Raw genomic sequence first — 26041 nt, forward strand, 5'->3', positions numbered from 1 at the left:
GAGGGGTAATCATGTTAACGCCATTAGATATTCATAATAAAGAATTTAAGAAAAGTTTTCGTGGCTATAATGAAGAAGATGTGGATGAATTTCTTGATCGTGTGATCAAAGATTATGAGCAACTCTATCGGGAAAATATCGAAATTAAAGAAAATCTAGATCGCTTAAGCAGCAAATTGGAACATTTTCAGCATATGGAAAATACATTGCATAATACCTTAATCATCGCCCAAGAAACGGCTGAAGAAGTGAAGTTAAATGCAAAGAGAACAACAGAGCTGATGATTAAAGAAGCAGAAGTTCAGGCGCGAAAAATCCTTGATGAAGCCACAAATAAAGTGCGACGTATGAATGATGAATATGAGGGATTGCAAAAACAAGATAAGGTATATCGTCTCCGTGTGCGCAACTTAGTACAGGCTCAATTGGATATTTTAGGCGATGTAATTGAGGATTAATCAAAAAAATAAATGACTTGATACTTAGGATAGGTTAAAGATTTGACTAAGTATCTTTCTTTATGTATAATGAAGAAATACAAAATTATACATAGTTAGATTAGTGATGATGGAGACAGTAGCCATAATGTGGAATTTCACAGCGAGTTAGGAATAGTGTGAGCCTAATAAAGACCTTCATGGTGAAGATCACTCCTGAACTGCGAACCGAATGTTAAGTAGGCTTCGCCGTTTGACGAGCGTTATTTCGTTTAGTAGTGGCTGTAAAAAGTCATTAGGGTGGTATCACGGGAAACAACCTCTCGTCCCTTTCGGGATGGAGAGGTTTTATTTTTTGGAGGTGTTAGTTTGGATTATAGTAAAACATTAAATTTACCACAGACAGAATTCCCAATGCGTGGTAATTTACCGGAAAGAGAACCACAACTACTGGAATATTGGAATGAACAAAAAATTTATGAAAAACGTACAACAAAGGTTGGAAAACCAAAATTTATCTTACATGACGGACCTCCTTATGCCAATGGTAATATCCATATTGGTCATGCCCTAAATAAGGTATTAAAAGATATGATTTTGAAATATAAATCCTTACGTGGTTTTAATACTCCTTATGTGCCTGGGTGGGATACACATGGACTACCGATTGAACATGCTGCCATCAAGATTTTAGGTCTGAATCGTCATGAACTTAAGCCTCTTGATTTGCGCCGAGAATGTAAAGACTATGCATTGCAATTTGTGGATACTCAACGTAATGATTTCAAACGTTTAGGCGTTGCTGCCAATTGGGATCAGCCTTATGTAACCTTACGTCATGACTATGAGGCTAAACAAATTGAAGTATTTGGCGAAATGGCTAAAAAAGGGCATATTTATAAGGGGTTAAAATCAGTCTACTGGTGTACTTCTTGCGAAACAGCATTAGCTGAGGCTGAAATTGAATATGCTGAGAAAAAATCTCATACAATTTATGTTAAATTTCCATTAGTTGATGATAAAGGTACATTACCTGCTGATATTGCAAAAGAAAATGTATATGGTGTGATTTGGACAACGACCCCATGGACGATGCCTGCAAATGTGGCCATTGCTATTCATCCTGAATTTGACTATGCTTGGGTAGAAAGCCAGGGTAAAGTTTATCTTTTTGCCGTTGAATTAATTGAATCAGTAGCTAAGAATAATGGGCTTGAAGAATATACGATCCTTAAAACCATGAAAGGTGCAGAACTTGATGGCCTTGTTTTTGCACATCCGTTTATTGAGCGTCAATCCCCAATTATTTTAGCGGATTATGTTACCTTAGAGCAAGGTACAGGTTGTGTTCATACTGCGCCAGGACATGGTCCAGATGACTTTGAGATCGGTGTGAAGTATGGTTTGCCAATTATTAATCCTGTTGATCATGCAGGAAAATTCACTGCTGAAGGTGGCGTTTTCCAAGGAATGTTTGTTCATGATGCAGATGTTCCAGTCATTAAGGAACTTGCAGCACGTGGACTGCTACTTGGCAAAGGCAAAGTGAAACATCAGTATGCTCATTGCTGGCGGTGTAAGAATCCTATTATTTACCGGGCCACAGAGCAATGGTTTGCATCAGTTGATGGATTTAGAGAACAAGCCTTGCAGGCAATCAAAGAAGTACAGTGGGTTCCAACTTGGGGTGAAGAAAGAATTCATAACATGGTCGCTGATCGTCATGATTGGTGCATTTCACGCCAGAGAATCTGGGGTTTACCTATTCCTATTTTTTATTGCACAAGTTGCAATGAACATGTAATTAATGATACTACCATTACAGCAGTGAAAGATCTCTTCCGCGAGGAAGGATCAGATGCTTGGTGGGCTAAAACCGCAGCGGAAATTTTGCCTACTGGTTTTACTTGCTCTCATTGCGGACACGATTCTTTCCGCAAAGAAACGGATATTATGGATGTTTGGTTTGATAGTGGTTCAAGTCACGCAGCTGTACTTGAACAACATGAAGAACTGGCATGGCCTGCGGATTTATATTTGGAAGGAAGTGACCAACATCGCGGTTGGTTCCAGTCTTCGCTGCTCACTTCGGTCGCAACCAAAGGAACAGCTCCTTATAAGGCAGTACTTACCCATGGTTTTGTTGTTGATGGTGATGGACGTAAAATGTCTAAATCTGTTGGTAATGTCATTTATCCTCAAGAAGTCATTAATAAATATGGTGCAGATATTCTAAGGCTTTGGGTAGCTTCTGCTGATTATCAAGCTGATGTTCGTATTTCTAATGACATCTTGAAACAATTGTCTGAAGTGTATCGTAAGATCAGAAATACATTCCGCTATATCTTGGGCAGTGTAAGCGACTTTAATCCAAAGACAGATAAGGTTAGCTATGAGCAATTACTGGAGATTGATCGCTGGGCACTCTTGCGCTTAGAACAAGTCCGTGAAAAGGTTACCACAGCTTATGAAGAATATGAATTCCATCTCATTTATCATACTGTGCATAATTTTTGTACCGTAGATTTAAGTTCAATTTATTTGGATATTCTAAAAGACAGAGTCTATACTGCAGTGCCGAATTCCATCGAGAGACGCGCTGCACAAACTGCCATGTATGAAATTTTGAATACCTTAGTCCGATTAATTTCACCAGTGCTGACCTTTACGGCTGAAGAAGTATGGCAACATATTTCTAAAGAGGAAAATATGCCAGAAAGCATACAGCTAGTTGATTGGCCAATTGCTCATGAGGAGTATCTTGATGCTGCTCTTGAGGAAAAATGGAATCATATATTAGCCATGCGTGGCGAAATTACCAAAGTTTTAGAAACCGCCCGTCGTAATAAAGTCATTGGACATTCTTTAGATGCAAATGTGACTGTATATGCTGATGGCGAAAATTATTCTCAATTAATGGCAATGAGTAAAGAATTAGCTAATATACTGATTGTTTCTAATATTAATGTTCTTGAAAATATTGCTCAAGCTCCAGAACATGCTACCAAAATTCCTAACATGGCATTGGCGATTGTTGTATCCCAAGCAGAAGGTGAAAAATGTGAGCGATGCTGGATTTATAGTGATACAGTTGGTCAGGCTGCTGAACATACAACCTTATGCCAACGTTGTGCCACTGTAGTTGAAAAAATTTAACTCTTTATTTTAATATCACTGATATCTAAAAAAAACCGGGATTATTCCCGGTTTTTTTATTTGTTTATGGAGATAATAGAAAAAGAACAAGATTCTATGGAGTGTATCATGAAAAATGAGTTAATGACTGAGCAATTACAAAAATTAGTTGATCATTTAGAATCATTCCGCATTGCTGAATATATGGAGTTATTAGAACGTCCGATTAAATTAATTTTAATTAATTTAATCGCTGGCATTGCGAGAGGTCTCGGAATTGCCATTGGAGCTACAGTGTTTTTTGCTCTTGTAATGAATTTTCTCAGACAGCTTATTTTGCTCAATCTACCAGGTATTGGTGGTGTTATTGCAGAGATTGTACATATTGTAGAAATGAAAAATGGAAATTATTAAAATAGGGAGTGTTCAACGATGACAAAAGATGTATTTGATTGTATGCGAGAGAGCTATAGTGTAAGAGAGTTTAAACCACATGACATACCAGAACCCACCTTAACTCGAATTTTAGAAGCTGGTTGTTGGGCGCCCAGTGCGGGCAACTTACAACCGTGGTATTTTTATGTGGTAAAAAATCAACAGGTTAAAGACAAAGTTGCTGCAGCTTGCTTTGAACAACAGCAAATTCATCACTCACCTGTCATTGTTGTTGTACTTGCCGATCCAGCTAAATCCAATGAACGATATGGTGAGCGCGGGGCTCAATTATATTGTATTCAAGATACGGCAGTTGCGATTGAAAATATGATTTTAGCAGCTTATGGACTCGGTATTGGCTCATGCTGGATAGGTGCCTTTGATGAAGTGGATGTGCAGACTGCTGTGGAAGCACCTCCTAGGCTGCGAGCAGTAGCAATTCTATGTTTAGGTTATAGCAATCAAGAAAATAATCATCTGAAAGAACGGTTTAGAGTCGCAGAAGTGACGAAAATCATTCATTAGGAGTGAAAAATTTGAAAGATAAACAACTTAATTATTTTAGACAAAAACTACAACAGGAGAAAAATAATTTAATTAAACAGATGACTAGTTTAGAAGAGACTGGTTTGGGGAGTGCTTTAGGAGATTCTATTAGCGAACTATCTCTTTATGACAATCATCCTGCTGACATTGGTGATGAATTATTCGAACGCAGTAAAGATGTCGCTCTTCGTGACAATGCTCATGTTTTATTAGAACGAGTTGAACATGCTTTGCAAAAGATTGATGATGGAACTTATGGAAGATGTGATAAATGCAGTCGACAAATCCCTATAGAGAGGATTGAAGCCCTTCCGTGGGCAAGTGAATGTATACAATGTCAAAGAGATGATGACTCTTCTGATGATGCTAGACGGCCTTTGGAAGAAAGTATTCTTAAACCACCCTTTCAACGTACATTCTTGGATCATAGCGCTGATCAATTTGTAGGTTTTGATGGTGAAGATGCTTTGCAGGCTGTGATGCGCTATGGTAGTTCTGATTCACCCCAAGATATTCCTGGCAGTCATGATTATAAGGATCTATTTCCTAATAGTGATGAATATGAGGGGATTGTTGATCCAGCAGATGGGATACCTGATGATTTTTCTGGATATACAGTCAAAGAAAATTTGGCTTACACCAAACCAGAACTCAGAAGAAAATCTTAATTATCCTTGTTTACAATCAAGAAAATTTTTTTTCTATGATTATGCAAAATAATAAGTAAAAACTGAGCTGTATATGAGGCTCAGTTTTTACTTATCTCTCAATATTTGTACCTGAATCAGTGTATAATAAGAATAGATGCTGAATCGATTCTTATGTTGGGGAGGTGACTTGATGATAAAATCAATTACAACTGTCCCTATTTATTTTTTCAGGGTTGTTATCTTAGTATTCGCTATCATTGCTTATTATTACATACCTGGACTGCAAGAATTTTTGTATGAAGGAATCAACTATTTACGACACCGTAATTTTGAAGGATTACGTCAATTAATTTTATCCTATGGATTTTGGGCTCCCTTTGCTAGTATTGCCTTAATGGTCGTTCAATCCCTCATTCCATTTGTACCAGGGCTTATTATTACAATTACAAATGCTTGGATTTTTGGTTGGCAATATGGGGCTCTTTATTCTTGGAGCGGGGCCTTGTGTGGTGCTATTTTAGATTTCTGTCTGGCAAGGTGGTATGGACGCCTAGCTGTTGAAAAAATTGTAAATCATAAATACCTCAATATAACAGATGAGTTTTTAAATAAACATGGATTAGTTGCGGTATTGATGACAAGATTAACGCCCATTATACCATTTAAAGTAGTGAGTTATGGTGCAGGTCTCACTTCTATGTCACTTTTGCGATTTATGAGTGCTACAGCCATTGGGCAAGCCCCTGCAACCATATTATATTCAATACTCGGTCAGAATATTACACGTAACATACATATAACAATCGCCATTACGTCATTATTTCTTGTTATCGGTATTATTATTTATTGTTATCGAGAAAAAATAAAACAGAGATTTTTTACAAATGAAGAATAAAATTCTATAAAAATTAAGGAATATGAGTCAATACAAAAGATGATTATTATCGACATGAAAGGACACAATTAGAAACCTGTTTGCAAAGAAGTGATAATATAGTATAATAATAAATAGTTAACTACATAGGAGGTGAAACTCATGTATAAAATTAGCAGCGAATGTATCGAATGTGGTGCTTGTGCTTCAGTTTGTCCAGTAGAAGCTATTTCCGCAGGTGAAGGTCAATATGTTATCGATGAAAAGTGTATTGACTGTGGTTCATGTGCAGGAACATGCCCAGTAGGCGCTATCACTGAATAAGTAAAGTGTAAAAAAGTCCAGAAATTCTGGGCTTTTTTTCTTTGCTCTGAAATTAAAAAGTATAAGAATTATTTGATTTCAAATAATAAAAATTAAGGCTTCTGCCGACACTCAAAGACTTGGTATAAGCTACGTCTTTTCTTAATCAAGCATAAAAACTTTACCTTTGTGTAAATTTTGTTTATTATATAAGAGTGTGATATTTAGAATAGGAGATAGAGATAGTGCCAACATTATTATTAGCCTTTGCTGTGATCATTATTGATCAATTATCAAAAAATTATATTCAAACAAATATGAACATAGGTATGTCGATACCTGTCATTCAGGATATTTTTCATATTACGTATATCTTGAATCCAGGAGCTGCCTTTGGTTTATTTGAACATCAAACTATTTTTTTTGTAATCATAGCAGTGTGTATGGTTCTAGGAGCCATTTACTTTTATCCAAGAATTCCACAGCCCTATCGAATATTGCGCTTTGGTACAGGATTAATGGTAGGTGGAGCGATCGGCAATGTCATTGACCGTATCAGGACAGGGTATGTAGTTGATTTTTTTGATTTTCGTATTTGGCCTATATTTAATATTGCTGATATGGGAATTGTATGTGGTGTGGGGTGCATCATTTTTACGATTATATTTATACATAAAGAGGATGGAATAGAATGACAAATAGAACGGATTGTTTCCAGGTCAGTGAATGTGAGAAGGGTGAGCGCATCGATGTATTTCTTGCAAAAGGTATGAAAGAAATATCTCGATCGAACATACAACGTATGGTAACAAATGGACAAGTTACTGTAAACGATAAAACGGTGAAGACCAATTATAAGGTAAAAGTTGATGATCAAATTGTGGTTAGTATACCTGAACCACAATCGCTAGAATTGATGGCAGAAGATATTCCTCTTGATGTTGTCTATGAAGATGATGATATTATTGTTATTAATAAGGCCCGTGGTATGGTTGTTCATCCTGCTACAGGGAATTATAGTGGTACACTCGTCAATGCTCTATTGGAACATTGTGATGATTTATCGGGGATCAACGGTGTTGCCCGTCCTGGTATTGTGCATCGTTTAGATAAAGATACTTCAGGGGTCATGATTGCTGCAAAGACGGATCGGGCACATGTGAATTTGGCTGAACAGATTAAAGAACATACTGCTAGTCGTCGTTATCTGACCATTGTACATGGTAATATTAAAGAAGAACAAGGAGTGATTAAAGGACCGATTGGTCGTCATCCTTCTGATCGAAAAAAAATGGCAGTTACTTTTACAAATAGTAAAGAAGCAATTACTAACTTTCGTATTGTTGAAAGATTTGGGGCGTACACCTTAGTTGAGTGTAAACTGCTTACAGGGCGTACACACCAAATTAGAGTACATATGGCTTATATTGGGCATCCAGTCGTTGGTGATCCTAAATATGGCCCTGAACGAGGGCACTTTTCCATTGAAGGTCAAGCTTTGCACTCAGCGGAGCTCACAATAAAACATCCTGTAACAGGGGAAAGTATGGTCTTTACTGCAGCATTACCTGAGGATATGGAAAAAATTTTAATGGAGTTAAAAAATAAATAGTTAGGAGAGATCTTGATGAGTACTTTAATCGAAAAAACAGTGATTATGGATGAACAGGCCATCAGACGGGCGCTAATTCGTATTGCCCATGAAATTATTGAAAATAATAAAGGCATAGAAGATTTAGTGCTCGTAGGTATTCGAACTCGTGGTGTACCTTTAGCTGAACGATTGGCTGCTGAGATTGAGAGAATTGAAGGACGATGTTTAACCGTAGGACTGTTAGATATTACTCTATATCGTGACGATTTATCCACATTAAGTTATCAGCCTGTTGTGCATCAAACCCAAATTCCTGTGGATATTAATGGTAAAATAGTCGTACTTGTTGATGATGTATTATACACAGGGCGTACCGTGCGTGCAGCTTTAGATGCTGTGATTGATCTTGGCCGTCCTAAAGTCATTCAATTGGCTGTCTTAGTTGATCGTGGTCATCGTGAATTGCCTATCAGGGCTGATTATGTAGGGAAAAATGTACCGACTTCGAGCAAAGAAATTGTAGGCGTACAATTAATGCCTGTTGATCAAGCTGATCGAGTTGTCATTAAAGGAATTTCGGAGTAAGCAAGTAAAGTGAGAATGTGAAATCTGAAAAGGCATTTGGTAGCCCACAAACAAGAGTGGGATATCAAATGCCTTTTTTACTATCTCAGAAAGTATAACATTTTTGTTAGTTCTCGCTGATTCTTTTATATTATGAGATGGATTAACGTTTAGTGTTTACTAATGCATCTACTTTAGTTTTATCAGGTGTCACATAGATGGTATGTTGGTGATCATAAATAACAAAACCAGGCTTAGAGCCAGAAGGCTTCTTTACGTAGCGACGTTTCGTATAGTCGACAGGTACTTTTGTTGATTGACCAGCTTTGCTGTAGTAGGCGGCTAAGTGAGCAGCTGTTTCGATCGCAGATAAGGATGGTTCTTGGGTACTAGTACGCAAGATGACATGTGAACCAGGAATATCTTTGGTATGAAACCAAAGATCGTTAGGTTGAGACTGTTTAAAAGTCACAATGTCATTTTGCCGATTGTTTTTTCCGACTAAAATGGTGAGTCCATCGGATGTTTTAGTCATTAAAGGCATTGAAGGGGGAGTGGGAATCCGTCGTTTGCTTAATGGCTTAATATATCCAGCATGAGTCAATTCTAGGCGAATATCAAGTAATTCAGCAGCAAGGCTAGCATGTTCGAGGGCCGCTACAATGCTATCAAGATATGCAATGTCTTGGGCACATTGAATTAATTGCTCACGGAGGGATTCTTGAGCCCGTTTTAATTTGTTATATTTTGTATAATAGGCTCTGGCATTTTCCAATGGCGAAAGTCTAGGGTCGAGAAGAATTGTTACCAAGTTATTATCAGGTGATTCACGATAAAGATTTGGTAAGGTAATACTATTGCTTCCATTGGAGATGTTATACAGATTTGCCATTAAGAGATCTCCATATTCTCTTGATTCATCTGCTGCGATTGCATCAGCTTGCTCTTGAGTTAGAATGATTTGTTTACGTAGTAAGCGATTGATTTCATCTGTTGTAAGTTTGAGTAACAGAGATTGTTCTGGAAGGCGTTGTATTCTTGAAAGGCCATCGACAAAGAGTACGGCCTCACTCATGGTGGAAAAGTGATGAGGCGTACATGTTTGCGTTAAGTGTTCGAGTGGGAAAGAAGCGATGCCACTGAGTCCGTTATCAGCGTTTACCATAACTGTTGGAGAAGAAAGGTCGGAATTAAAGTGGGTAATCATACTTTCAATTGCTTCGCTGAGGGCTATTAGATCACCCTTGTCTAAGTGATCCAGAGTTATGTTCGCTGGCAAACCCGCACGCCACACGATTTCTCTTGCAGTAACAGGACCAATGCCGATGCCTGTGTTAACGATTCCTTTTGTGACGAGACCAATAGGATTTTTGGTAAGGGCAGTTATAAAATCAGAGGTAGGAGTCGTCAGTAAGTTTAAACGCATTTGGCCAGGTGGATAGCTATATTCCATTTTGGGCAAAACTTGTCGATGACGACTTGTGCTAATACCAATTCTTTTGATCGCATCAATAATCATATTGTCGTGGGTAAGAATAATGTTGCTATGTTTACCCATTAATTCAATGGTGAGAGATTTAGTTACAATCACTCCTTCTTCACCACGAGTATCAATCGATAAAAAAGCGATACGATCAAGACTGTGTTGTCCGATTTCAGCAATGCGACCGCCCTCAATATGTTTTCTCAGTAACATAGAAAAAGCTGGTGGGGTTGTTGGATTTTCTGGTGGAGTTTCAATCAAATGCATACGTGGATGCTGAGGATCAACTGAAATTAATAAGCACAAATTTTGCGTTGGTTGCCTTATCCACATGGTTAACGTATATTTATCTGTCTGAAAAATTTTATCAATACGTCCGCCAGTCAGTTTGCTATTTAATTCAGCCAGTAGTGTTGATAGAGAAAGTCCGTCAAGACTCATAAGGAGGCCCTCCATTTGTATGTATTCTGATAAGGGGTAGTTGTGGATCAGTATACCATTATTGTCAGCTACAGGTCAAACTAGGTCTAAGTCTAGGTGACTATGAATAACATGAATAAGAATAATACATGTTAGTGAGGTGGCAGAGTGGATATTGATAAATGGTATACACGGGCAAGGCAAGAAGTCATTGACTATTGGCAAACTGATCAATATGAGGGATTGACTTCTAGCGAGATAAAAAACAGATTGCATAAATTTGGGTACAATGAAATCGTGGAAAAGGAAAAAATAGCATGGTGGAAGCGATTGCTAGCTCAATTTCAAGATTTTATGGTTTTAATCTTATTAGCAGCTACATTGATTTCTGCATTTTTAGGAGAATATGCTGATGCAGTTACAATATTGATCATTGTCATTTTTAATGCCATTCTTGGTTTTATTCAAGAATATCGTGCAGAACAATCCATGAATGCTCTAAAGAAAATGGCCGCACCGACGGCTCATGTTCTTCGTAATGGGATACTGCAAAAAATAGCTGCACGTGAATTAGTGCCAGGAGATATTATGATGTTAGAGTCAGGTGATAAAATCGCTGCCGATGCTCGATTGATTGAAGTGCAAAATATGGAAACACAAGAAGCGGCACTTACTGGAGAATCCTTACCCGTACGCAAAGTAGCCGATCAGCAGTTTGGTGAGGAGAGTTCTCTGGGAGATCGAAAAAACATGGTGTATGCAGGTACTAATATTGCAAAAGGACGAGGTAAGAGTGTCGTATGTGCTACAGGTATGGTCACTGAAATTGGACGCATTGCAGATATGATTCAGGATGGTGAAGAGGAAAGTACGCCTCTTGAACAACGGCTTGAATCCTTAGGTCGTTGGTTAGTATGGGGGTGTTTGCTAATATGTTTAATTGTTGTTGTAACTGGTGTGGCGAAAGGTGAGCCCTTGTTTTTGATGTGTATGGCAGGCATTAGCCTAGCAGTGGCAGCTATTCCTGAAGGGCTGCCGGCGATTGTCACAGTTGCCTTGGCTTTAGGGGTGCAACGGATGATTAAACGCAATGCGATTATCAGAAAATTACCTGCAGTCGAAACACTTGGGTGTACTACTGTGATTTGTTCTGATAAAACAGGTACTTTGACTCAAAATGCTATGACAGTGGGAAAAATCATTACAGATGGTAACTTATATGATGTAACGGGGATTGGTTACGATATAAAAGGAAAATTTTTATTAAATAAGCAGGAATTTGACCCTAAAACGGATAAATGTTTACAACAGTGCTTAGAAATGAGTGTATTATGTAATAATAGTATTTTAAAGCATAATGATGTGAGTATAACTGGTTTATGGCGTAAAAGGGAGAATGTTGGTTGGTCCATTGAAGGGGATCCGACAGAAGGTGCTTTGGTGGTTGCAGCGGCCAAGGCTAATCTTTGGCGAAGTGAGCTTGAGAAACAACAAAGGCGAATTGGCGAAATTCCTTTTGAATCAGAACGATGTCGTATGTCAGTTGTATATGAAAAGAAAAATCAATATTTTGTTTATGTAAAAGGCGCACCCGATATCATCTTAGGGTTGTGCAAGCATTGTAGTCGTAAAAGTGGAGATGTACTGCTTACACCCATAATAAAAGCTGAAATATTGACGGCAAATGAGCAGATGACAGATCAAGCTTTTAGAGTGCTTGCGGTGGCATATAAGCAGATAGGCAAAGTTGAAGCTGATCATTTGAGTGAAAGTATGGAGACGGACTTAACTTTTGTTGGTCTTATCGGAATGATTGATCCCCCACGTCCTGAAGCAAGGCAAGCGATTCATGTATGCCGCCAAGCTGGAATCAGGACAGTTATGATTACAGGTGATCATCGTAATACTGCTGTCGCTATTGCAAAAGAACTACAAATGTTTAATAATGATAATAATCAAGCCCTAACAGGTAGTGAACTTGATGGTCTTACGGATGAACAATTAGGGGCAATGATCAATCGGACGAGTGTATATGCCCGCGTATCTCCTGCTCATAAATTGCGTATTGTTAAAGCTTTAAAGGCGCAAGGGCATATTGTAGCCATGACTGGCGATGGTGTGAATGACGCTCCAGCCATTAAAGAGGCTGATATTGGTATCTCTATGGGGATTAATGGAACTGATGTCACGAAAGAAGCAGCGTCCATGGTTTTGGCAGATGATAATTTTGCAACAATTGTTGCTGCAGTTGAAGAGGGGCGGGGGATTTATGATAACATTCGGAAGTTTATTCGTTATTTATTATCATGTAATCTAGGCGAAGTATTGACCATGTTTATTGCCTCAATCATTGGTCTGCCACTTCCTTTATTGCCCGTACAAATTTTATGGGTTAATTTGGTAACCGATGGCTTGCCAGCTATGGCCTTAGGTGTTGATCCTAATGACCATCATATTATGAATCGACAGCCGCGTAACCCACGTGAAAGCGTATTTTCCCGTGGACTCAGTCGTAAAATTATTGGCAGAGGACTACAAATTGGTATTAGTACAGTTCTTGTCTTTGCTGTCGTATATTTTGCTAAAAATGATCTAGCAGAAGCGCGGACCATGGCTTTTTGTACTTTAGTCTTTACACAAATGTTTCATGTTTTTGATTGTCGATCTGAGAGAGTGAGTGTTTTTGAAATCGGTTTATTTAGAAATAAATATTTAATTGTTGCGACTGCCTGTTCTATTTTCATGCAATTGTTGGTTGTATATCATCCTTTTATGAGAGAAATTTTTGTCACCGTTCCTCTTACAATTGTTGATTGGATGATTATTTTAGGTGTTTCCGGCTGGACTTTTATGATCGGTGGGATCCGGCATGTATTTTTCCGTAAGCGAGTACCGCAGTCTGCATTAGGGCGGGTTCATTAATTTAAAAATAAGGAGAATAAAGATGAAGTTTAGTTTTAGCAAATGGCATGGATTAGGTAATGATTTTGTCATTGTCAATGCTCTCGTAGATCAATTTGAGCACTATCCTGACTTGGCAATTAAGATTTGTGACCGTCATTTTGGGGTTGGAGCTGATGGCTTAGTATTTTTATTACCATCAGAAAAAGCTGATTTCCAAATGAGAATTTTTAACTCGGATGGTAGTGAGGCTGAAATGTGCGGTAATGCAACGCGTTGCATGGCTCGTTATGTATATGAATCTGGTCTGACTGATAAAAGAAAAATTACTTTAGAAACTAAAGCTGGAATCATAAAGCCAGAACTCATTTTTATTGAAGATGTACTCAGTACCATCAGAGTTGATATGGGCGAACCACATCTAAAAACGAGCGAAATACCAATGATCTCTAGTGCGAATGATCAGGTTGTCCATGAATTGCTAGTTGTAGAAGAAGCCGAGTATCATATCACGTGTGTGTCAATGGGCAATCCACACTGCATTATATTTGTTGATCAGATTGATGATGTTGATTTATCAATAATTGGGCCTACGATTGAAACTCATCCAGCTTTTCCGCGGAAAACTAATGTTGAGTTTGTACAGGTGCTGACGCCGCAGAAAATTCGAATGCGTGTGTGGGAACGTGGTGCTGGTATTACAATGGCGTGTGGTACAGGTGCCTGTGCAACATTGGTTGCAGCAGTGCTCAATGGTAAGGTTGACCGACAGGCTATAATTGAACTTGATGGTGGTGAATTATTGATTGAATGGGGTTTAGATAATCATGTCTATATGTCAGGCCCAGCCACCCAGGTTTTTCGTGGCGAATATCTTTAGAAATCCTAAAATCCAACTTCTCGTTAAATCAGAAGTTGGATTTTTAGAATGTTACAGGAATTTTCTTATTTATGGTGTAATAGTATACTTCATAAGAGCGAGGAGGTTGAATGGTGAAAATTATTAGCTTACTATGTGCTTTTTTCTTGCTATCAGTAAATCCAGTTTTAGCCATATCGTCCATTGATGTGAATGTAATCAGGGAAGCTCAAAGTTACGGTAAAATTAAGGCTCAAGATCAATTAAAAGATTTTTTACTGCCATGGATATCCTATGAAGAAAAAGCTGTTAAACTAGATGAAACTGCAGAACATGCTTATTTGTACACTGCCTTTTTGCTAATGGCTACGGATTCAAGAGAAAAGAGTTTAAATGGTCAGAGTGTAAGTCTGCTTGATAGTGAACGAATCCTAGCGGATTATACCAATTTATTAAGTTTTAGTGTTGCTTTATTTGGTGAGAAACAAGATTTTGCACAAAATGCCAATGTGATCTTAAAACAAAATAATAAAATTATAAAAGCTTATCAAGTCAACATACCAGTTGATGCTGAAAAAATTTCTAAAGATGAAATACCATCGGTCTATAAAGGACAATGTTATTTTTATTTTGTTGAAAAAGATATTGATCTAGATTCCCCAATTTCATTAGTGATTAGCACGAGTGATAAAAAGGAACATATTTTTTATTTTGATATGGCAAAAATAAGATAAAGCTTCAGAAGGATCTGTGAAGTTTAGATTTCTGGCGAAAAAGGGATTTAGAGAAAGAATAGAGAAGTAGTGAGTAAGAAACGGATAAGGCTGAGTAATTATGAAAATGATTGTTAATACTAACAGATATAGGGAAAGGAGCAACTCATCGTGCTTAAAAGTATGACTGGTTTTGGCCGGGGAGAGTTTTTTGATAGTCAACATCGATTTATTGTAGAGATTAAGGCAGTCAATCATCGTTATAATGAAATTGTCATTCGGATGCCTAAAAATTTAGGTTCACTTGAAGACAAGATTCGCCGTAGCATATCAAATACATTAGTACGAGGACGTATTGATATTTTTATAACTCTTGATGAATATGGACAAAAGAAAAGAACGGTAAGGGTTGACAAAGAATTAGCAATGGCGTACCATGAATCTTTGAGGGATTTAGCGCAGTTACTTTCTAGTACAATAAATGACACGGTTCAACAAATTGCTCATTACCCTGATGTGATTAAAGTAGAAGAAGTAACAGAAGATGTGATCATTTTGTGGCCTAAATTGTCGACTGCAATTGATATGGCTGTCAATCATCTGATGAGTATGCGTTTAGCCGAAGGTCTTTCAATTAAACAAGACCTAGTGGCACGTGTTGCTACGATTTCTTCCTATTTGATTACTGTTGAGGAGCGGGCACCGAAGGTATTAGCCGAGTATCGTGAAAAAATATTGGGGCGTATGCGAGAACTCTTAACTACCGTTGGCGCTGAACCAGATGAAGGGCGATTGCTTCAAGAGACAGCCATATTTGCTGATCGCACAAGTATTACAGAGGAATTAGTGCGCCTTAAAAGTCATTTAATACAAATTGATTCCACATTAAATACTGATGATGCAGTCGGCAGAAAATTAGACTTTATTATCCAGGAAATTAATCGTGAAACCAATACGATTGCCTCAAAGGCCAATGATTTTACGATAGCGAATTTGATGATCGAAATAAAAAGTGAAATCGAAAAAATTAGGGAACAAATTCAAAACATAGAATAATAAAAAGCCCTTAGAAATCACATTCTACACAATAAACATAGGAGGAATGTTATTTATGGAAATTAAACTTATTAACATCGGTTTTGGTAACATTGTATCTGCCAATCGCATCATTTCCATCGTAAGCCCTGAATCAGCACCTATTAAAAGAATTATTCAAGAAGCTCGCGATCGAGGAATGCTTGTTGACGCAACTTATGGACGACGTACGCGAGCCGTTATTATCACTGATAGCGATCATGTCATTTTGTCAGCCGTACAACCAGAAACAGTAGCACATCGCCTGGTAAATAAAGAGACTAGTGATGATAATGCTGCCGAGTAGTCAGTATTGAAAGGAGCAGCATAGATGGCGAAACAAGGGATTTTAATTGTACTTTCTGGTCCTTCTGGAGCAGGTAAGGGTACAATTTGTCAAGAATTGCTGCGTAGTGATCCTGAATTAAATTACTCTATCTCTGCAACAACTCGAGCACCGCGTGTGGGAGAACAGAATGGGGTTAACTATTGGTTTGTTTCACACGCAGAGTTCCAACAGATGATTGAAAAAGATGAGTTATTGGAATGGGCTGAAGTTTATGGTAATTTTTATGGAACTCCTTATCAACATATTGCAGAACTTTTAAATAATGGTAAAGATGTTGTACTAGAGATTGATACACAGGGAGCTACGCAAATTAAGAAAAAATTTCCACAAGGTGTATGTATTTATATTGTTCCGCCATCATTAGATGAACTGGCCAAACGTATTCATAAGCGTGGAACAGATAGCCTAGAAAATATAAAAACTCGATTAGGTTCAGCAAATGATGAATTAACTCATGTACATAATTATCATTATGTAGTTGTAAATGATGAAGTGCAACGTGCAGCTAAAAAAGTTGCTGCCATTATTATTGCGGAAAAATGTCAAGTTAACCGTAATATGAATATAATTGAAAATATTTTAATTGAATCTAAATAATAAATTTTTAGGGGGACTATCATGATTAATCCATCAATCGATACCTTGGTAACTAAAGTTGATAGTAAATATACTTTGGTGGTACTTGCGGCCAAAAGAGCACGTGAAATTATGGACGGTTCTCCGTCTTCAGTCGATAGTAAATCAAATAAACAAGTCACGATTGCCTTAGAAGAAATAGCACAAGATAAAATCACTTATGAGCGAACGAAAAGTGGCATAAAATAGGAGGACTACATGTTGCAAGGAAAGAATGTTGTTGTTGGAGTAGCAGGTGGCATTGCTGTTTATAAAGTGGTGGACGTTGTTAGCCGACTTAAAAAACAGGGAGCTAATGTGTATGTTATTATGACTCAATCAGCGGCAAACTTTGTTACACCTTTGACTTTCCGTGAAATAAGTGGACATCCCGTTGTGGTCGATATGTGGGCTGAGACGACAAATTGGAATGTTGAACATATTGCACTGGCGAGCTGTGCTGATTTATTTTTGCTGGCTCCTGCTACTGGAAATATGATTGGTAAGATTGCCAATGGCATCGCTGATGATATGTTGTCAACGACAGTGATGGCGACGACAGCTCCTGTATTGCTCGCACCTGCAATGAATACAAACATGTATTTGAACCCTATTGTTCAACAAAACATTACGAAATTAACTCAGCTAGGATATCATTTTATTGAACCCGGCTGTGGTATGTTGGCATGTGGTACAGAAGGAGTCGGACGTTTACCTGAGCCAGAAGCGATTGTGGCAAAAGTGATCGACATGTTCAATTGTAAAAAAGATTTTGCGGGCAAGAAAGTATTAATTACTGCTGGTGGTACTCAAGAAGCCATTGATCCTGTACGTTATATCGGTAATCGTTCGAGTGGTAAAATGGGATATGCCATAGCTAAAGCTGCTGTTAGTAGAGGGGCGGAAGTGACTCTTATATCAGGGCCTACTCATTTAACACCACCTGTTGGCGTTACCTTTCAATCAGTTGAGTCCGCTGCGCAAATGCGAGACGCAGTTCTCTCTCATTACTCTGATAGTGATATCGTAATCAAAGCGGCGGCAGTGGCTGATTATCGCCCCCAAACGATGAGTCCTAATAAAATAAAGAAAAATAGTGCTACATTAGAACTGGTACTAGAAAAAAACCCAGATATCTTATTTGAGCTTGGTCAATTAAAGAAACACCAAATTTTAGTTGGCTTCGCAGCTGAAACTCAGCAATTATTAGTTCATGCTCAAGAAAAGCTCACTCGAAAAAATTTAGATATGATTGTGGCTAATGACATTACATTGCCCGGGGCTGGATTTAATGTTGATACCAATATTGCCAAGTTAATTTATCGAGATGGTCATATAGAAGAGCTAAGTAAAATGTCAAAAGAAGAACTGGCAGAGATTATTTTGGATCGAATTTGCATATAATAGTAAAAAAAGATTGATTTTATTGAAGTTATAAATTAAAATTTAGTTTAGCAATTAAAATTTTATATACTCATCAAGAGATGGTGGAGGGATTGGCCCGATGAAACCGCGGCAACCATTTGGATTTTCCGAAAACGGTGCCAATTCCTGCGGCGTGATCCGCAAGATGGGGAGAGTGAAGTTCACGCTCCCTTTAGGGAGTTTTTTTTTTATTACAAAACAGGAGGAATCAGTTATGGAAAAAAAACGTGTATTATTTACTTCAGAGTCAGTTACAGAAGGTCATCCTGATAAAATGGCGGATCAAATTTCCGATAGTGTATTAGATGCAATTATGGCAAAAGATCCTATGGGCAGAGTTGCTTGTGAAACTCTTGTTACGACAGGGCAAGTTCATGTAGTTGGGGAAATCACCACAAATTGTTATGTTGATATTCCAAGACTTGTACGTGAAACAATTAAAGATATCGGCTATACACGCGCTAAATTTGGCTTTGATGGTGATACTTGCGGAGTGCTTATTTCAATTGGTGAGCAGTCTGCTGATATTGCGATGGGTGTTGATCAATCACTAGAATCTAAAAAAGGTGAAAAAGATGATGTAGAAGCCATTGGAGCTGGTGATCAGGGGATGATGTTTGGTTATGCAACCAATGAAACTCCAGAGTACATGCCATTGACCATATCTCTTGCTCACAAATTAGCACGCCGTTTATCTGAAGTACGCAAAACAGATGAATTGGATTACTTACGTCCCGATGGTAAAACTCAGGTTACAGTCGAGTATGAAGATGGTAAACCAGTTCGTGTTGATACCATTGTTATTTCAACACAACATGGTCCTGATGTTGAGCTCACGACCATTGAAAAAGATATGATTGAAAAAGTAATTATTCCAATTGTGCCAGCAGAATTGCTGGATGATAAAACAAAATATTATATTAATCCGACTGGTCGTTTTGTCATTGGTGGTCCACAAGGTGATGCTGGACTTACAGGGCGCAAGATCATTGTTGATACTTACGGTGGTATGGCACGTCATGGTGGCGGAGCATTCTCTGGTAAAGATTGTACAAAAGTAGATCGTTCAGCTGCTTATGCTGCTCGTTATGTAGCTAAAAATGTAGTTGCTGCGGGACTTGCTGATAAATGTGAGATTCAATTAGCTTATGCAATTGGTGTTGCGCAGCCAGTGTCGATCATGGTGGAAACTTTTGGAACGGCTAAAGTCGAAGAAAGTTTAATCGCCACTTTAATTAAAAAACATTTTGATTTACGTCCAGCAGGCATTATTAAGGCTTTAGATTTACGTCGTCCTATTTATCGTCAAACTGCTGCTTATGGACATTTTGGTCGTACTGATATTGATTTACCTTGGGAGCACACTGATAAAGCTGAAATTATGCGTAAAGAAGCGAATCTTTAATTTTAAGAATAGGAAGAATATATGTAACATATGTAAAGAAGGGGACTCAGTGAGATCCCCCTTCTTTTACTTTACAGAATCAGAGCGATACAGGAAGTGTGTCTGTATCAAAGAACTTGATTTTCTTATAGTATGAAAATCACATTGAATGGTGGTAAATATGGAACGTATAGCTCACATTTTAGTAAATATTGCAACGAGAAGTATCAATAAGACATTTTCATATGTCGTCCCAACCCATTTAGATTATGTTGGCGCAGGTTGGCGTGTTGTAGTTCCTTTTGGCAATCGTAAATTAGAAGGTTTTATTATTGATGTGACTGAGGGGCAATACCCTAGCCAGGATGATTTAAAACCTATTTTAGATATATTGGACAATGATATATGGTTTGATGAAAATATGATGAACACCGCTAAGTGGATCAGTGAATATTATGTATGTAATTTAGTTGATGCAATGCGGTTATTTATTCCAGGAAAATCAGGCGTTAAGAGTGTGACAACTTATCGTGTGGCTGATGATATTGATGTTGATAAGGTTCTTGCCAGTTTGGGCGTAAAATCCATAGAAGCTTGTCAGGTTTTTATGTATATCAATCAACATCCTTCCGTTAACTCAGCTAAACTTGAAAAACAGTTTGGTGCGTCAGTTTTAAAAATAGTGCGTTATTTGGTGCGTAAACATGTCGTTATAGGAGAAGCTGTTATGAAAAAAACAGCCTCTCATCGCTACAAGAATCTTATACGTTTAGCCACGAATCAGCAAGTCGATCATGCTTTTATTGAACAATATAAACGCAAACCAGCACAAGCTCGTTTACTAACTTATTTAATGGCTCATGATCAACTTGCATATGATGAATTTAAAAACAACAATATGAGTTATGATGCGGCTCGAAAATTGATAGAAGAAAAAGTTCTGGTTCTGGAAAAGGTTCAGGTTATACGTGATAGCTATGCTGATGTACGTGGGGCAAGAACTCAGGTATCATTAACAATAGAGCAACAACAGGTTTTGGCGTCAATTAAACCTAAAATGCAAGCTAAAGAATATCACTCTTTTTTACTCCATGGTATTACGGGGAGTGGTAAAACACAGGTATATATTGAAGCAGTAGCGCTGGCTAGACAAAATCATCGTCAGGCCATTGTTCTGGTTCCGGAAATCGCCTTGACGAGCCAAATTGTTTCTCGATTTAAAGCTCGATTCGGTGATGATGTCGTTGTGATGCATAGTAAATTATCTACAGGTGAACGGTATGATGCATGGCAACGTCTGCGCACTAAACAAGCGGGGATTGTGATTGGTGCACGTTCAGCGGTGTTTGCTCCCCTTCCTGATCTAGGAATCATTATTATGGATGAAGAACATGAGTTTACCTATAAACAGGAAGAAGCACCTCGTTATCATACGAGGCAAGTGGCTCTTAGGCGAGCTCAATTAGCAAATGGAGTTGTGATTATGGGAAGTGCAACTCCAGCAGTTGAAACTTATTATGAAGCACTGCATGAGAAGCATACTTTGTTATCCATGTCCAAACGTATTGCTGGAGCCTTGTTGCCTGAGGTGACTATTGTTGATATGCGAGAAGAGCTTCGCCAGAAACGGCGTAGTGTGATTTCACTGCCATTACAGGAATTGTTAGCTGAGACGATTAGTTCTGGCGAGCAGGCTATTATTTTACTCAACCGTCGAGGTTATGCTACTTTTGTCATGTGTCGTGAATGTGGGCATATTGTAAAGTGTAAGCATTGTGATATCTCTCTTGTTTATCATGCGGTCGGCAATACATTACGTTGTCATTATTGTCAGTCTGTAGAGTCTACGCCAACGACTTGTCCAGCATGCAGTAGCCCCTATATTCGTTTTTTTGGAACTGGTACACAAAAGTTAGAAGAAAATTTGGAGAAAATGTTTCCAAGTATACGTACGATCAGGATGGATCAAGATACAACTGGTGGTAAAATGGCCTATGATCGTATTTTAGATGGATTTGCTAAAGGTGAATATGATGTTTTGCTTGGTACGCAAATGGTGGCAAAAGGTCATGATGTTAAAAATGTCACTGCAGTTGGCATTATCGCTGCAGATAGTATATTGAATTTGCCGGATTTTAGAGCCGCAGAGCGTGTTTTTTCCTTGCTAACGCAAGCAGCTGGTCGTGCAGGACGCGGCGATAAACCTGGGAAAGTCGTAGTTCAGACCTATAATCCTGAGCACTATGCAGTACAAGCAGGAGCCGCACATGATTATCAGGCTTTTTACGATGTAGAAATTGGTTATCGTCAAGGACTTGGTTATCCTCCTTATGGGCAAATTCTTAAGTTAACCATGCAAGCAGATCAAGAGAGCAAGGCGCGGAGTCAAGCAGAGATGATTATCAATGAATTGAAATCCATGTTAGATCAAGAGAAGAATATTGAGGTCATAGGACCTTTTCCTGCACCAGTTGCTAAGATCAAAGATGTTTTTCGCATGAATATCGTAATAAAAACAGTTGATCTGATTCATGTTAAGTCAGCCATTGTTGCCATGGGGTTGACGGTGCGTACAGATGTAGTGATTGATGTGGAGCCAATTAGTATTATGTAGAGATTTTGTTTAAGTTAAGCATGGATTTTTACATGTTTTTGTGATAGAATTTGGCATGATTTATAATTTTTTTTTGGAGGGCTATGATGACAGTTCTGGAAATAAGAAAAGCTGGTGATACGATCTTAAAAGATACAGCCCAGCCAGTAATAAAAATCGATAAAAAAATTAGAAAACTTCTTGACGATATGGTTGAAACCATGGAGAAGGCTGATGGCGTAGGGTTAGCTGCACCACAAGTTGGGGTGTCATTACGCGTGATTGTTCTTGATGTAGGTGATGGACTTATTGAATTAATCAATCCAGTGATTACTGCTAGTTCTGGTTGTGAGCTAGGTACTGAAGGTTGTTTGAGCATTCCTGGAGTATTTGGCGAAGTCGAGAGATTTGCTGAAGTCACAGTGGAAGGATTAAATCGTTTTGGTAAAAAAGTTAAAATTACAGGAACTGGTTTGCTGAGCCGAGCTTTGCAACATGAGATTGATCATCTTGAAGGTGTATTATTTATTGAAAAATCAAAAACCATTCATAAGGGGCCATGATGATGTCAAAGTTACGTATCGTATTTATGGGGACGCCAGATTTTGCCGTCCCATGTTTAGATCAATTGGTTGCTGAAGGCCATCACGTTGTTGCAGTGGTTACTCAACCTGACCGTCCTAAAGGTCGGGGACAAAAACTGGCCCAGTCACCAGTTAAGGAAGCTGCACTTGCTTATGGTTTTCCTGTCCTGCAGCCGAATAAGGTAAGAGAAATAGAGTTTCAAATGGAGTTATCGCTGCTAAAACCTGATTTGATTGTCGTTGTGGCATTTGGACAGTTGTTGCCAAAAGTGATGTTAGATCTACCACCTCTAGGTTGTATTAATGTACATGCCTCCTTATTACCTTATTATCGTGGAGCAGCACCGATTCATTGGTCGGTCATTAACGGCGAAAAGCTGACTGGTGTAACAACCATGTATATGGATGTAGGCATGGATACTGGTGATATGATTCTAAAGGATGAAGTACCTATCCAAGAAAATGAAACAACAGGCATGATTCATGATAAACTAAAAGAAAGTGGTGCGGCGCTGCTTGGCAAAACACTACAGCTCATTGTAGACGGCAAGGCACCACGTATTGAGCAAAATCACGAACAGGCTACCTATGCATCAATGTTACATCGGGAAGTGGAAGCGATTGATTGGAATCGTTCTGCTATTGATATTCATAATTTAGTACGCGGCCTTAATCCTTGGCCTGGGGCTTATTGTTCCTATCAAGATAAGAATTTAAAAACCTGGCAGACGCGGGTTTGTCAAAGTGAAGAACTAACGAGTTTGCCAGGTCGAGTAGCAAAAATCACGGCTGATGGTTTTGTGATCGAAACAGGGGACGGTATGCTCGAAGTGTTAGAAGTTCAACCTGCTAGTAAACGTCGGATGAGTGGAAAAGATTTTGTATGCGGTTATGGTATTGTGATTGGCGATATATTGAAATAGAGGGTGAATAGTAATGATTGAGGTGATGGTTCGTCCGAAGAAAAGACTGTTTCTAGCATTAATACTTGCTAGTTTGTGTTTAGCCAGCCTTTCCACTTATGGATTGTGGATGGTGAGTTTTCCAGGACTCGCAAATATTAGTGAATATTTGCCGGTGATTCTTGGAATGTTATTGGCACTGGTCCTATTGTTCATTGGAGTTGGAATTGGTGGTATTATTTTGACGATTTTAGGATTTTCAACCTTAGCTTTTTTTCAAGGACCTGCATGGTCGGCCATTAATTTGTTATTCCCTCTTGCCATCCAAATTGGTAAACTTTTTGATGTAGAAAAAGAACGAGTCGAGCGTTCATTCATTGAAGTAAGCAATCATTTAATGCACACTAAAGGAACAAAGGTTAAACCTGAGAAGTTATTAATTCTAACTCCTCATTGTATTCAGCAAGAGTTATGCCAATATAAAGTGACTCATGATATCTCCAATTGTCGCAAGTGTGGTGCGTGTCAGGTGGGAGATTTATTAACGATCTCTGAAAAATATGGTGTGCATGTGGCAATTGTTACAGGTGGGACACTAGCGCGTAAAGTGATTAAAACCTTAAGACCTCATGCTGTACTTGCGATTGCTTGTGAACGAGACCTGACAAGCGGTATTCAAGATGTTTTTCCTCTGCCTGTTATTGGTGTTTTAAATGAACGTCCTAATGGTCCATGTTGCAATACTAGAATTGATGTTGCACGAGTGGAAGAAGCCGTACAAGATTTTATTTCTTAAAAATGAAAAAACCTTTAGAAAGTAACCTGTGTACGATGTAACTTATATATATGATAGAGAAGGTGTTTTTTTGGATGCACGAGAAGTCGCTCTGAAAATTATTAATGATGTAACTCAGAATCAAGCCTATGCGAATATCGCACTTGCTAGAGAAATAAATCGGCAAAAACTGTCTGAACAAGATCGACGTTTCATTACAGAATTAGTTTATGGAACCATTAAGGCGGGGGCTACTTTAGATTGGATGATCGGTCACTATATTAATAGACCCGTAGATAAAATAGCACCTGTTATTTTGAATATTTTACGTATGGGTATGTATCAGATGTTCTTTTTGTCTAAGGTACCTGTGTCTGCAGCGTGTAATCAAGCTGTAGAATTGACGAAAAAATATGGACATATTGGTACTGTTAAATTTGTGAACGCTGTTTTACGAAATGCTGGTCGGACTCCTGAAAAAATAGTATATCCAGATAAAGAAAAGAATATGGCGCGATTCTTAGCTTTAACTTATTTTCATCCTGAGTGGTTAGTAAAGCGTTGGTTAAAACGATTGGGAGCTGAGGCAACAGAAGATTTATGCCGAATTAATAATTTGACGCCTCCTCTTTGCTTACGTACCAATACTTTAAAAAATACTCGGGAAGAGCTATTACTCATTTTAGAGAGTGAAGGCGTAGTGGCTGAACCTTCAAGATGGACTCCTGAAGGAATCATTTGTCATAGCTCTCCAGCTCTTATTACCTTGAAATCATTACGTGAAGGATTATTTCAAATCCAAGATGAAAGTTCGATGTTAGTTGCTCATGTTCTTGATCCTCAGCCTGGTGAATTCATTATTGATACCTGTGCTGCACCAGGGGGGAAAAGCACTCATATTGGGGCATTGATGCAAAATAAAGGACGCATATTATCTGGTGATATTCATGAGCATAAGTTGGTTATTACGCGAGAAAACGCTGAACGTTTAGGGATCAACATTATTGAAGCTAAGGTTTTGGATGCGACAACCATTGGTAAACAATATTTTGCACAGGCTGATCGAGTACTTGTCGATGCCCCTTGTTCTGGTCTTGGCGTATTGCGGCGTAAGGCTGATTCACGCTGGCGCAAAGAAGAATCTATGTTACAAGAACTCCCAAAACTGCAGAAGACAATTTTACATAGTGCTGCTGATTGTGTCAAAGTAGGCGGTGTGTTAGTCTATAGTACTTGTACAACAGAACCTGAAGAAAACCAAGCTGTTGTTGAAAGTTTCCTGAAGGAACGATCGGAGTTTATATTGGAAAAGACGGGGAATTTTTTACCTGTTACCGGTCATGATGCTGATATGGTTCAGTTGTGGCCTCATATTGATGAAGTAGATGGTTTCTTCATAGCACGATTAACGCGAGTGAGATAGGTG

Annotated in this window: 25 protein-coding genes, 1 riboswitch and 1 other annotated feature; of the genes, 24 read left to right on the top strand and 1 reads right to left on the bottom strand. The window is 38.4% G+C overall.

Annotated features, from left to right (window positions below):
• Positions 1-11 precede the first annotated feature (11 nt).
• The 10 genes from ACAN52_RS03090 to pyrR all read left to right on the top strand — a co-directional run bounded on the left by ACAN52_RS03090 (position 12) and on the right by pyrR (position 8559).
• A complete protein-coding gene (locus tag ACAN52_RS03090) occupies positions 12-458 on the top strand; it encodes a DivIVA domain-containing protein (RefSeq protein WP_378952071.1) in 447 nt (148 codons plus the stop codon).
• Between the two features lie 97 nt (positions 459-555).
• Positions 556-771, top strand: a binding site (T-box leader).
• A gap of 35 nt (positions 772-806) precedes the next feature.
• The gene (ileS, locus tag ACAN52_RS03095; protein ID WP_378952073.1) at positions 807-3593 is read left to right on the top strand and encodes an isoleucine--tRNA ligase; all 2787 of its coding nucleotides are present in this window, start codon (positions 807-809) and stop codon (positions 3591-3593) included.
• A 108-nt stretch (positions 3594-3701) separates the two neighbouring features.
• Positions 3702-3986, top strand: coding sequence for a DUF5665 domain-containing protein (locus ACAN52_RS03100; protein WP_378952075.1), 285 nt, complete (start codon positions 3702-3704; stop codon positions 3984-3986).
• Between the two features lie 18 nt (positions 3987-4004).
• Entirely contained in the window at positions 4005-4532 is a 528-nt protein-coding gene (locus ACAN52_RS03105) for a nitroreductase family protein (RefSeq protein WP_378952077.1), read from the top strand.
• Positions 4533-4543: 11 nt separating this feature from the next.
• Entirely contained in the window at positions 4544-5221 is a 678-nt protein-coding gene (locus tag ACAN52_RS03110; protein WP_378952079.1) for a TraR/DksA C4-type zinc finger protein, read from the top strand.
• 172 nt (positions 5222-5393) lie between these two features.
• On the top strand, positions 5394-6098 hold the full coding sequence (locus tag ACAN52_RS03115; protein ID WP_378952081.1) for a TVP38/TMEM64 family protein: 705 nt from the start codon (positions 5394-5396) through the stop codon (positions 6096-6098).
• Positions 6099-6239: 141 nt separating this feature from the next.
• Positions 6240-6401, top strand: a complete 162-nt coding sequence (locus ACAN52_RS03120; RefSeq protein WP_378952084.1) for a DUF362 domain-containing protein — start codon at positions 6240-6242, stop codon at positions 6399-6401.
• Between the two features lie 224 nt (positions 6402-6625).
• Positions 6626-7075 carry a signal peptidase II gene (gene lspA / locus ACAN52_RS03125; protein ID WP_378952087.1) on the top strand — a complete coding sequence of 150 codons (450 nt, stop codon included), beginning with the start codon at positions 6626-6628 and terminating at the stop codon, positions 7073-7075.
• The gene (locus tag ACAN52_RS03130; protein ID WP_378952090.1) at positions 7072-7992 is read left to right on the top strand and encodes an RluA family pseudouridine synthase; all 921 of its coding nucleotides are present in this window, start codon (positions 7072-7074) and stop codon (positions 7990-7992) included. Before lspA ends, ACAN52_RS03130 begins: the two co-directional genes overlap by 4 nt.
• Before the next feature lie 15 nt (positions 7993-8007).
• Positions 8008-8559 carry a bifunctional pyr operon transcriptional regulator/uracil phosphoribosyltransferase PyrR gene (gene pyrR, locus ACAN52_RS03135; protein ID WP_378952093.1) on the top strand — a complete coding sequence of 184 codons (552 nt, stop codon included), beginning with the start codon at positions 8008-8010 and terminating at the stop codon, positions 8557-8559.
• Between the two features lie 142 nt (positions 8560-8701).
• On the opposite strand, the gene ACAN52_RS03140 is transcribed toward pyrR, so the two are convergent.
• A complete protein-coding gene (locus ACAN52_RS03140; protein ID WP_378952096.1) occupies positions 8702-10462 on the bottom strand; it encodes an NFACT family protein in 1761 nt (586 codons plus the stop codon).
• A gap of 147 nt (positions 10463-10609) precedes the next feature.
• On the opposite strand from ACAN52_RS03140, the gene ACAN52_RS03145 reads away from it, so the two are divergent.
• The 14 genes from ACAN52_RS03145 to rsmB all read left to right on the top strand — a co-directional run bounded on the left by ACAN52_RS03145 (position 10610) and on the right by rsmB (position 26038).
• Complete coding sequence (locus ACAN52_RS03145; protein ID WP_378952099.1) at positions 10610-13363, top strand: calcium-translocating P-type ATPase, SERCA-type; 2754 nt, start codon at positions 10610-10612, stop codon at positions 13361-13363.
• Positions 13364-13385: 22 nt separating this feature from the next.
• Positions 13386-14222, top strand: a complete 837-nt coding sequence (gene dapF / locus ACAN52_RS03150; RefSeq protein WP_378952102.1) for a diaminopimelate epimerase — start codon at positions 13386-13388, stop codon at positions 14220-14222.
• Between the two features lie 110 nt (positions 14223-14332).
• Positions 14333-14935 carry a hypothetical protein gene (locus ACAN52_RS03155; protein WP_378952105.1) on the top strand — a complete coding sequence of 201 codons (603 nt, stop codon included), beginning with the start codon at positions 14333-14335 and terminating at the stop codon, positions 14933-14935.
• Between the two features lie 150 nt (positions 14936-15085).
• Positions 15086-15970: a YicC/YloC family endoribonuclease gene (locus ACAN52_RS03160; RefSeq protein ID WP_378952108.1), complete on the top strand. Its 885-nt coding sequence runs from the start codon at positions 15086-15088 to the stop codon at positions 15968-15970.
• 55 nt (positions 15971-16025) lie between these two features.
• Positions 16026-16295, top strand: coding sequence for an extracellular matrix/biofilm regulator RemA (gene remA, locus ACAN52_RS03165; RefSeq protein ID WP_378952111.1), 270 nt, complete (start codon positions 16026-16028; stop codon positions 16293-16295).
• Between the two features lie 24 nt (positions 16296-16319).
• Entirely contained in the window at positions 16320-16934 is a 615-nt protein-coding gene (gene gmk, locus ACAN52_RS03170) for a guanylate kinase (RefSeq protein ID WP_378952114.1), read from the top strand.
• Between the two features lie 21 nt (positions 16935-16955).
• Complete coding sequence (gene rpoZ, locus ACAN52_RS03175) at positions 16956-17162, top strand: DNA-directed RNA polymerase subunit omega (protein WP_378952117.1); 207 nt, start codon at positions 16956-16958, stop codon at positions 17160-17162.
• A 9-nt stretch (positions 17163-17171) separates the two neighbouring features.
• On the top strand, positions 17172-18356 hold the full coding sequence (gene coaBC, locus ACAN52_RS03180) for a bifunctional phosphopantothenoylcysteine decarboxylase/phosphopantothenate--cysteine ligase CoaBC (protein ID WP_378952120.1): 1185 nt from the start codon (positions 17172-17174) through the stop codon (positions 18354-18356).
• A 67-nt stretch (positions 18357-18423) separates the two neighbouring features.
• Positions 18424-18529: riboswitch (SAM riboswitch) on the top strand.
• 62 nt (positions 18530-18591) lie between these two features.
• The gene (gene metK, locus ACAN52_RS03185) at positions 18592-19782 is read left to right on the top strand and encodes a methionine adenosyltransferase (RefSeq protein ID WP_378952122.1); all 1191 of its coding nucleotides are present in this window, start codon (positions 18592-18594) and stop codon (positions 19780-19782) included.
• A 160-nt stretch (positions 19783-19942) separates the two neighbouring features.
• Positions 19943-22375, top strand: a complete 2433-nt coding sequence (gene priA, locus ACAN52_RS03190) for a primosomal protein N' (RefSeq protein ID WP_378952125.1) — start codon at positions 19943-19945, stop codon at positions 22373-22375.
• A gap of 86 nt (positions 22376-22461) precedes the next feature.
• Positions 22462-22917, top strand: a complete 456-nt coding sequence (def, locus tag ACAN52_RS03195; protein WP_378953087.1) for a peptide deformylase — start codon at positions 22462-22464, stop codon at positions 22915-22917.
• A 2-nt stretch (positions 22918-22919) separates the two neighbouring features.
• Entirely contained in the window at positions 22920-23861 is a 942-nt protein-coding gene (gene fmt, locus ACAN52_RS03200) for a methionyl-tRNA formyltransferase (RefSeq protein WP_378952128.1), read from the top strand.
• A 13-nt stretch (positions 23862-23874) separates the two neighbouring features.
• Positions 23875-24636: a DUF116 domain-containing protein gene (locus tag ACAN52_RS03205; RefSeq protein WP_378952131.1), complete on the top strand. Its 762-nt coding sequence runs from the start codon at positions 23875-23877 to the stop codon at positions 24634-24636.
• Positions 24637-24706: 70 nt separating this feature from the next.
• Positions 24707-26038, top strand: a complete 1332-nt coding sequence (rsmB, locus tag ACAN52_RS03210) for a 16S rRNA (cytosine(967)-C(5))-methyltransferase RsmB (RefSeq protein ID WP_378952133.1) — start codon at positions 24707-24709, stop codon at positions 26036-26038.
• Positions 26039-26041 lie beyond the last annotated feature (3 nt).

It is taken from the genome of Pelosinus sp. sgz500959 (assembly GCF_042610375.1).
Lineage (GTDB): Bacteria > Bacillota > Negativicutes > DSM-13327 > DSM-13327 > CTSoil-075.

Coding starts and splice junctions, on each gene's coding strand:
- ACAN52_RS03090 (WP_378952071.1), top strand. CDS start 12: ATGTTAACGCCATTAGATATTCATAATAAAGAATTTAAGAAAAGTTTT.
- ACAN52_RS03100 (WP_378952075.1), top strand. CDS start 3,702: ATGAAAAATGAGTTAATGACTGAGCAATTACAAAAATTAGTTGATCAT.
- ACAN52_RS03105 (WP_378952077.1), top strand. CDS start 4,005: ATGACAAAAGATGTATTTGATTGTATGCGAGAGAGCTATAGTGTAAGA.
- ACAN52_RS03115 (WP_378952081.1), top strand. CDS start 5,394: ATGATAAAATCAATTACAACTGTCCCTATTTATTTTTTCAGGGTTGTT.
- ACAN52_RS03120 (WP_378952084.1), top strand. CDS start 6,240: ATGTATAAAATTAGCAGCGAATGTATCGAATGTGGTGCTTGTGCTTCA.
- ACAN52_RS03130 (WP_378952090.1), top strand. CDS start 7,072: ATGACAAATAGAACGGATTGTTTCCAGGTCAGTGAATGTGAGAAGGGT.
- pyrR (WP_378952093.1), top strand. CDS start 8,008: ATGAGTACTTTAATCGAAAAAACAGTGATTATGGATGAACAGGCCATC.
- ACAN52_RS03140 (WP_378952096.1), bottom strand. CDS start 10,462: ATGAGTCTTGACGGACTTTCTCTATCAACACTACTGGCTGAATTAAAT.
- dapF (WP_378952102.1), top strand. CDS start 13,386: ATGAAGTTTAGTTTTAGCAAATGGCATGGATTAGGTAATGATTTTGTC.
- ACAN52_RS03155 (WP_378952105.1), top strand. CDS start 14,333: ATGGTGAAAATTATTAGCTTACTATGTGCTTTTTTCTTGCTATCAGTA.
- remA (WP_378952111.1), top strand. CDS start 16,026: ATGGAAATTAAACTTATTAACATCGGTTTTGGTAACATTGTATCTGCC.
- gmk (WP_378952114.1), top strand. CDS start 16,320: ATGGCGAAACAAGGGATTTTAATTGTACTTTCTGGTCCTTCTGGAGCA.
- rpoZ (WP_378952117.1), top strand. CDS start 16,956: ATGATTAATCCATCAATCGATACCTTGGTAACTAAAGTTGATAGTAAA.
- coaBC (WP_378952120.1), top strand. CDS start 17,172: ATGTTGCAAGGAAAGAATGTTGTTGTTGGAGTAGCAGGTGGCATTGCT.
- metK (WP_378952122.1), top strand. CDS start 18,592: ATGGAAAAAAAACGTGTATTATTTACTTCAGAGTCAGTTACAGAAGGT.
- priA (WP_378952125.1), top strand. CDS start 19,943: ATGGAACGTATAGCTCACATTTTAGTAAATATTGCAACGAGAAGTATC.
- def (WP_378953087.1), top strand. CDS start 22,462: ATGACAGTTCTGGAAATAAGAAAAGCTGGTGATACGATCTTAAAAGAT.
- fmt (WP_378952128.1), top strand. CDS start 22,920: ATGTCAAAGTTACGTATCGTATTTATGGGGACGCCAGATTTTGCCGTC.
- ACAN52_RS03205 (WP_378952131.1), top strand. CDS start 23,875: ATGATTGAGGTGATGGTTCGTCCGAAGAAAAGACTGTTTCTAGCATTA.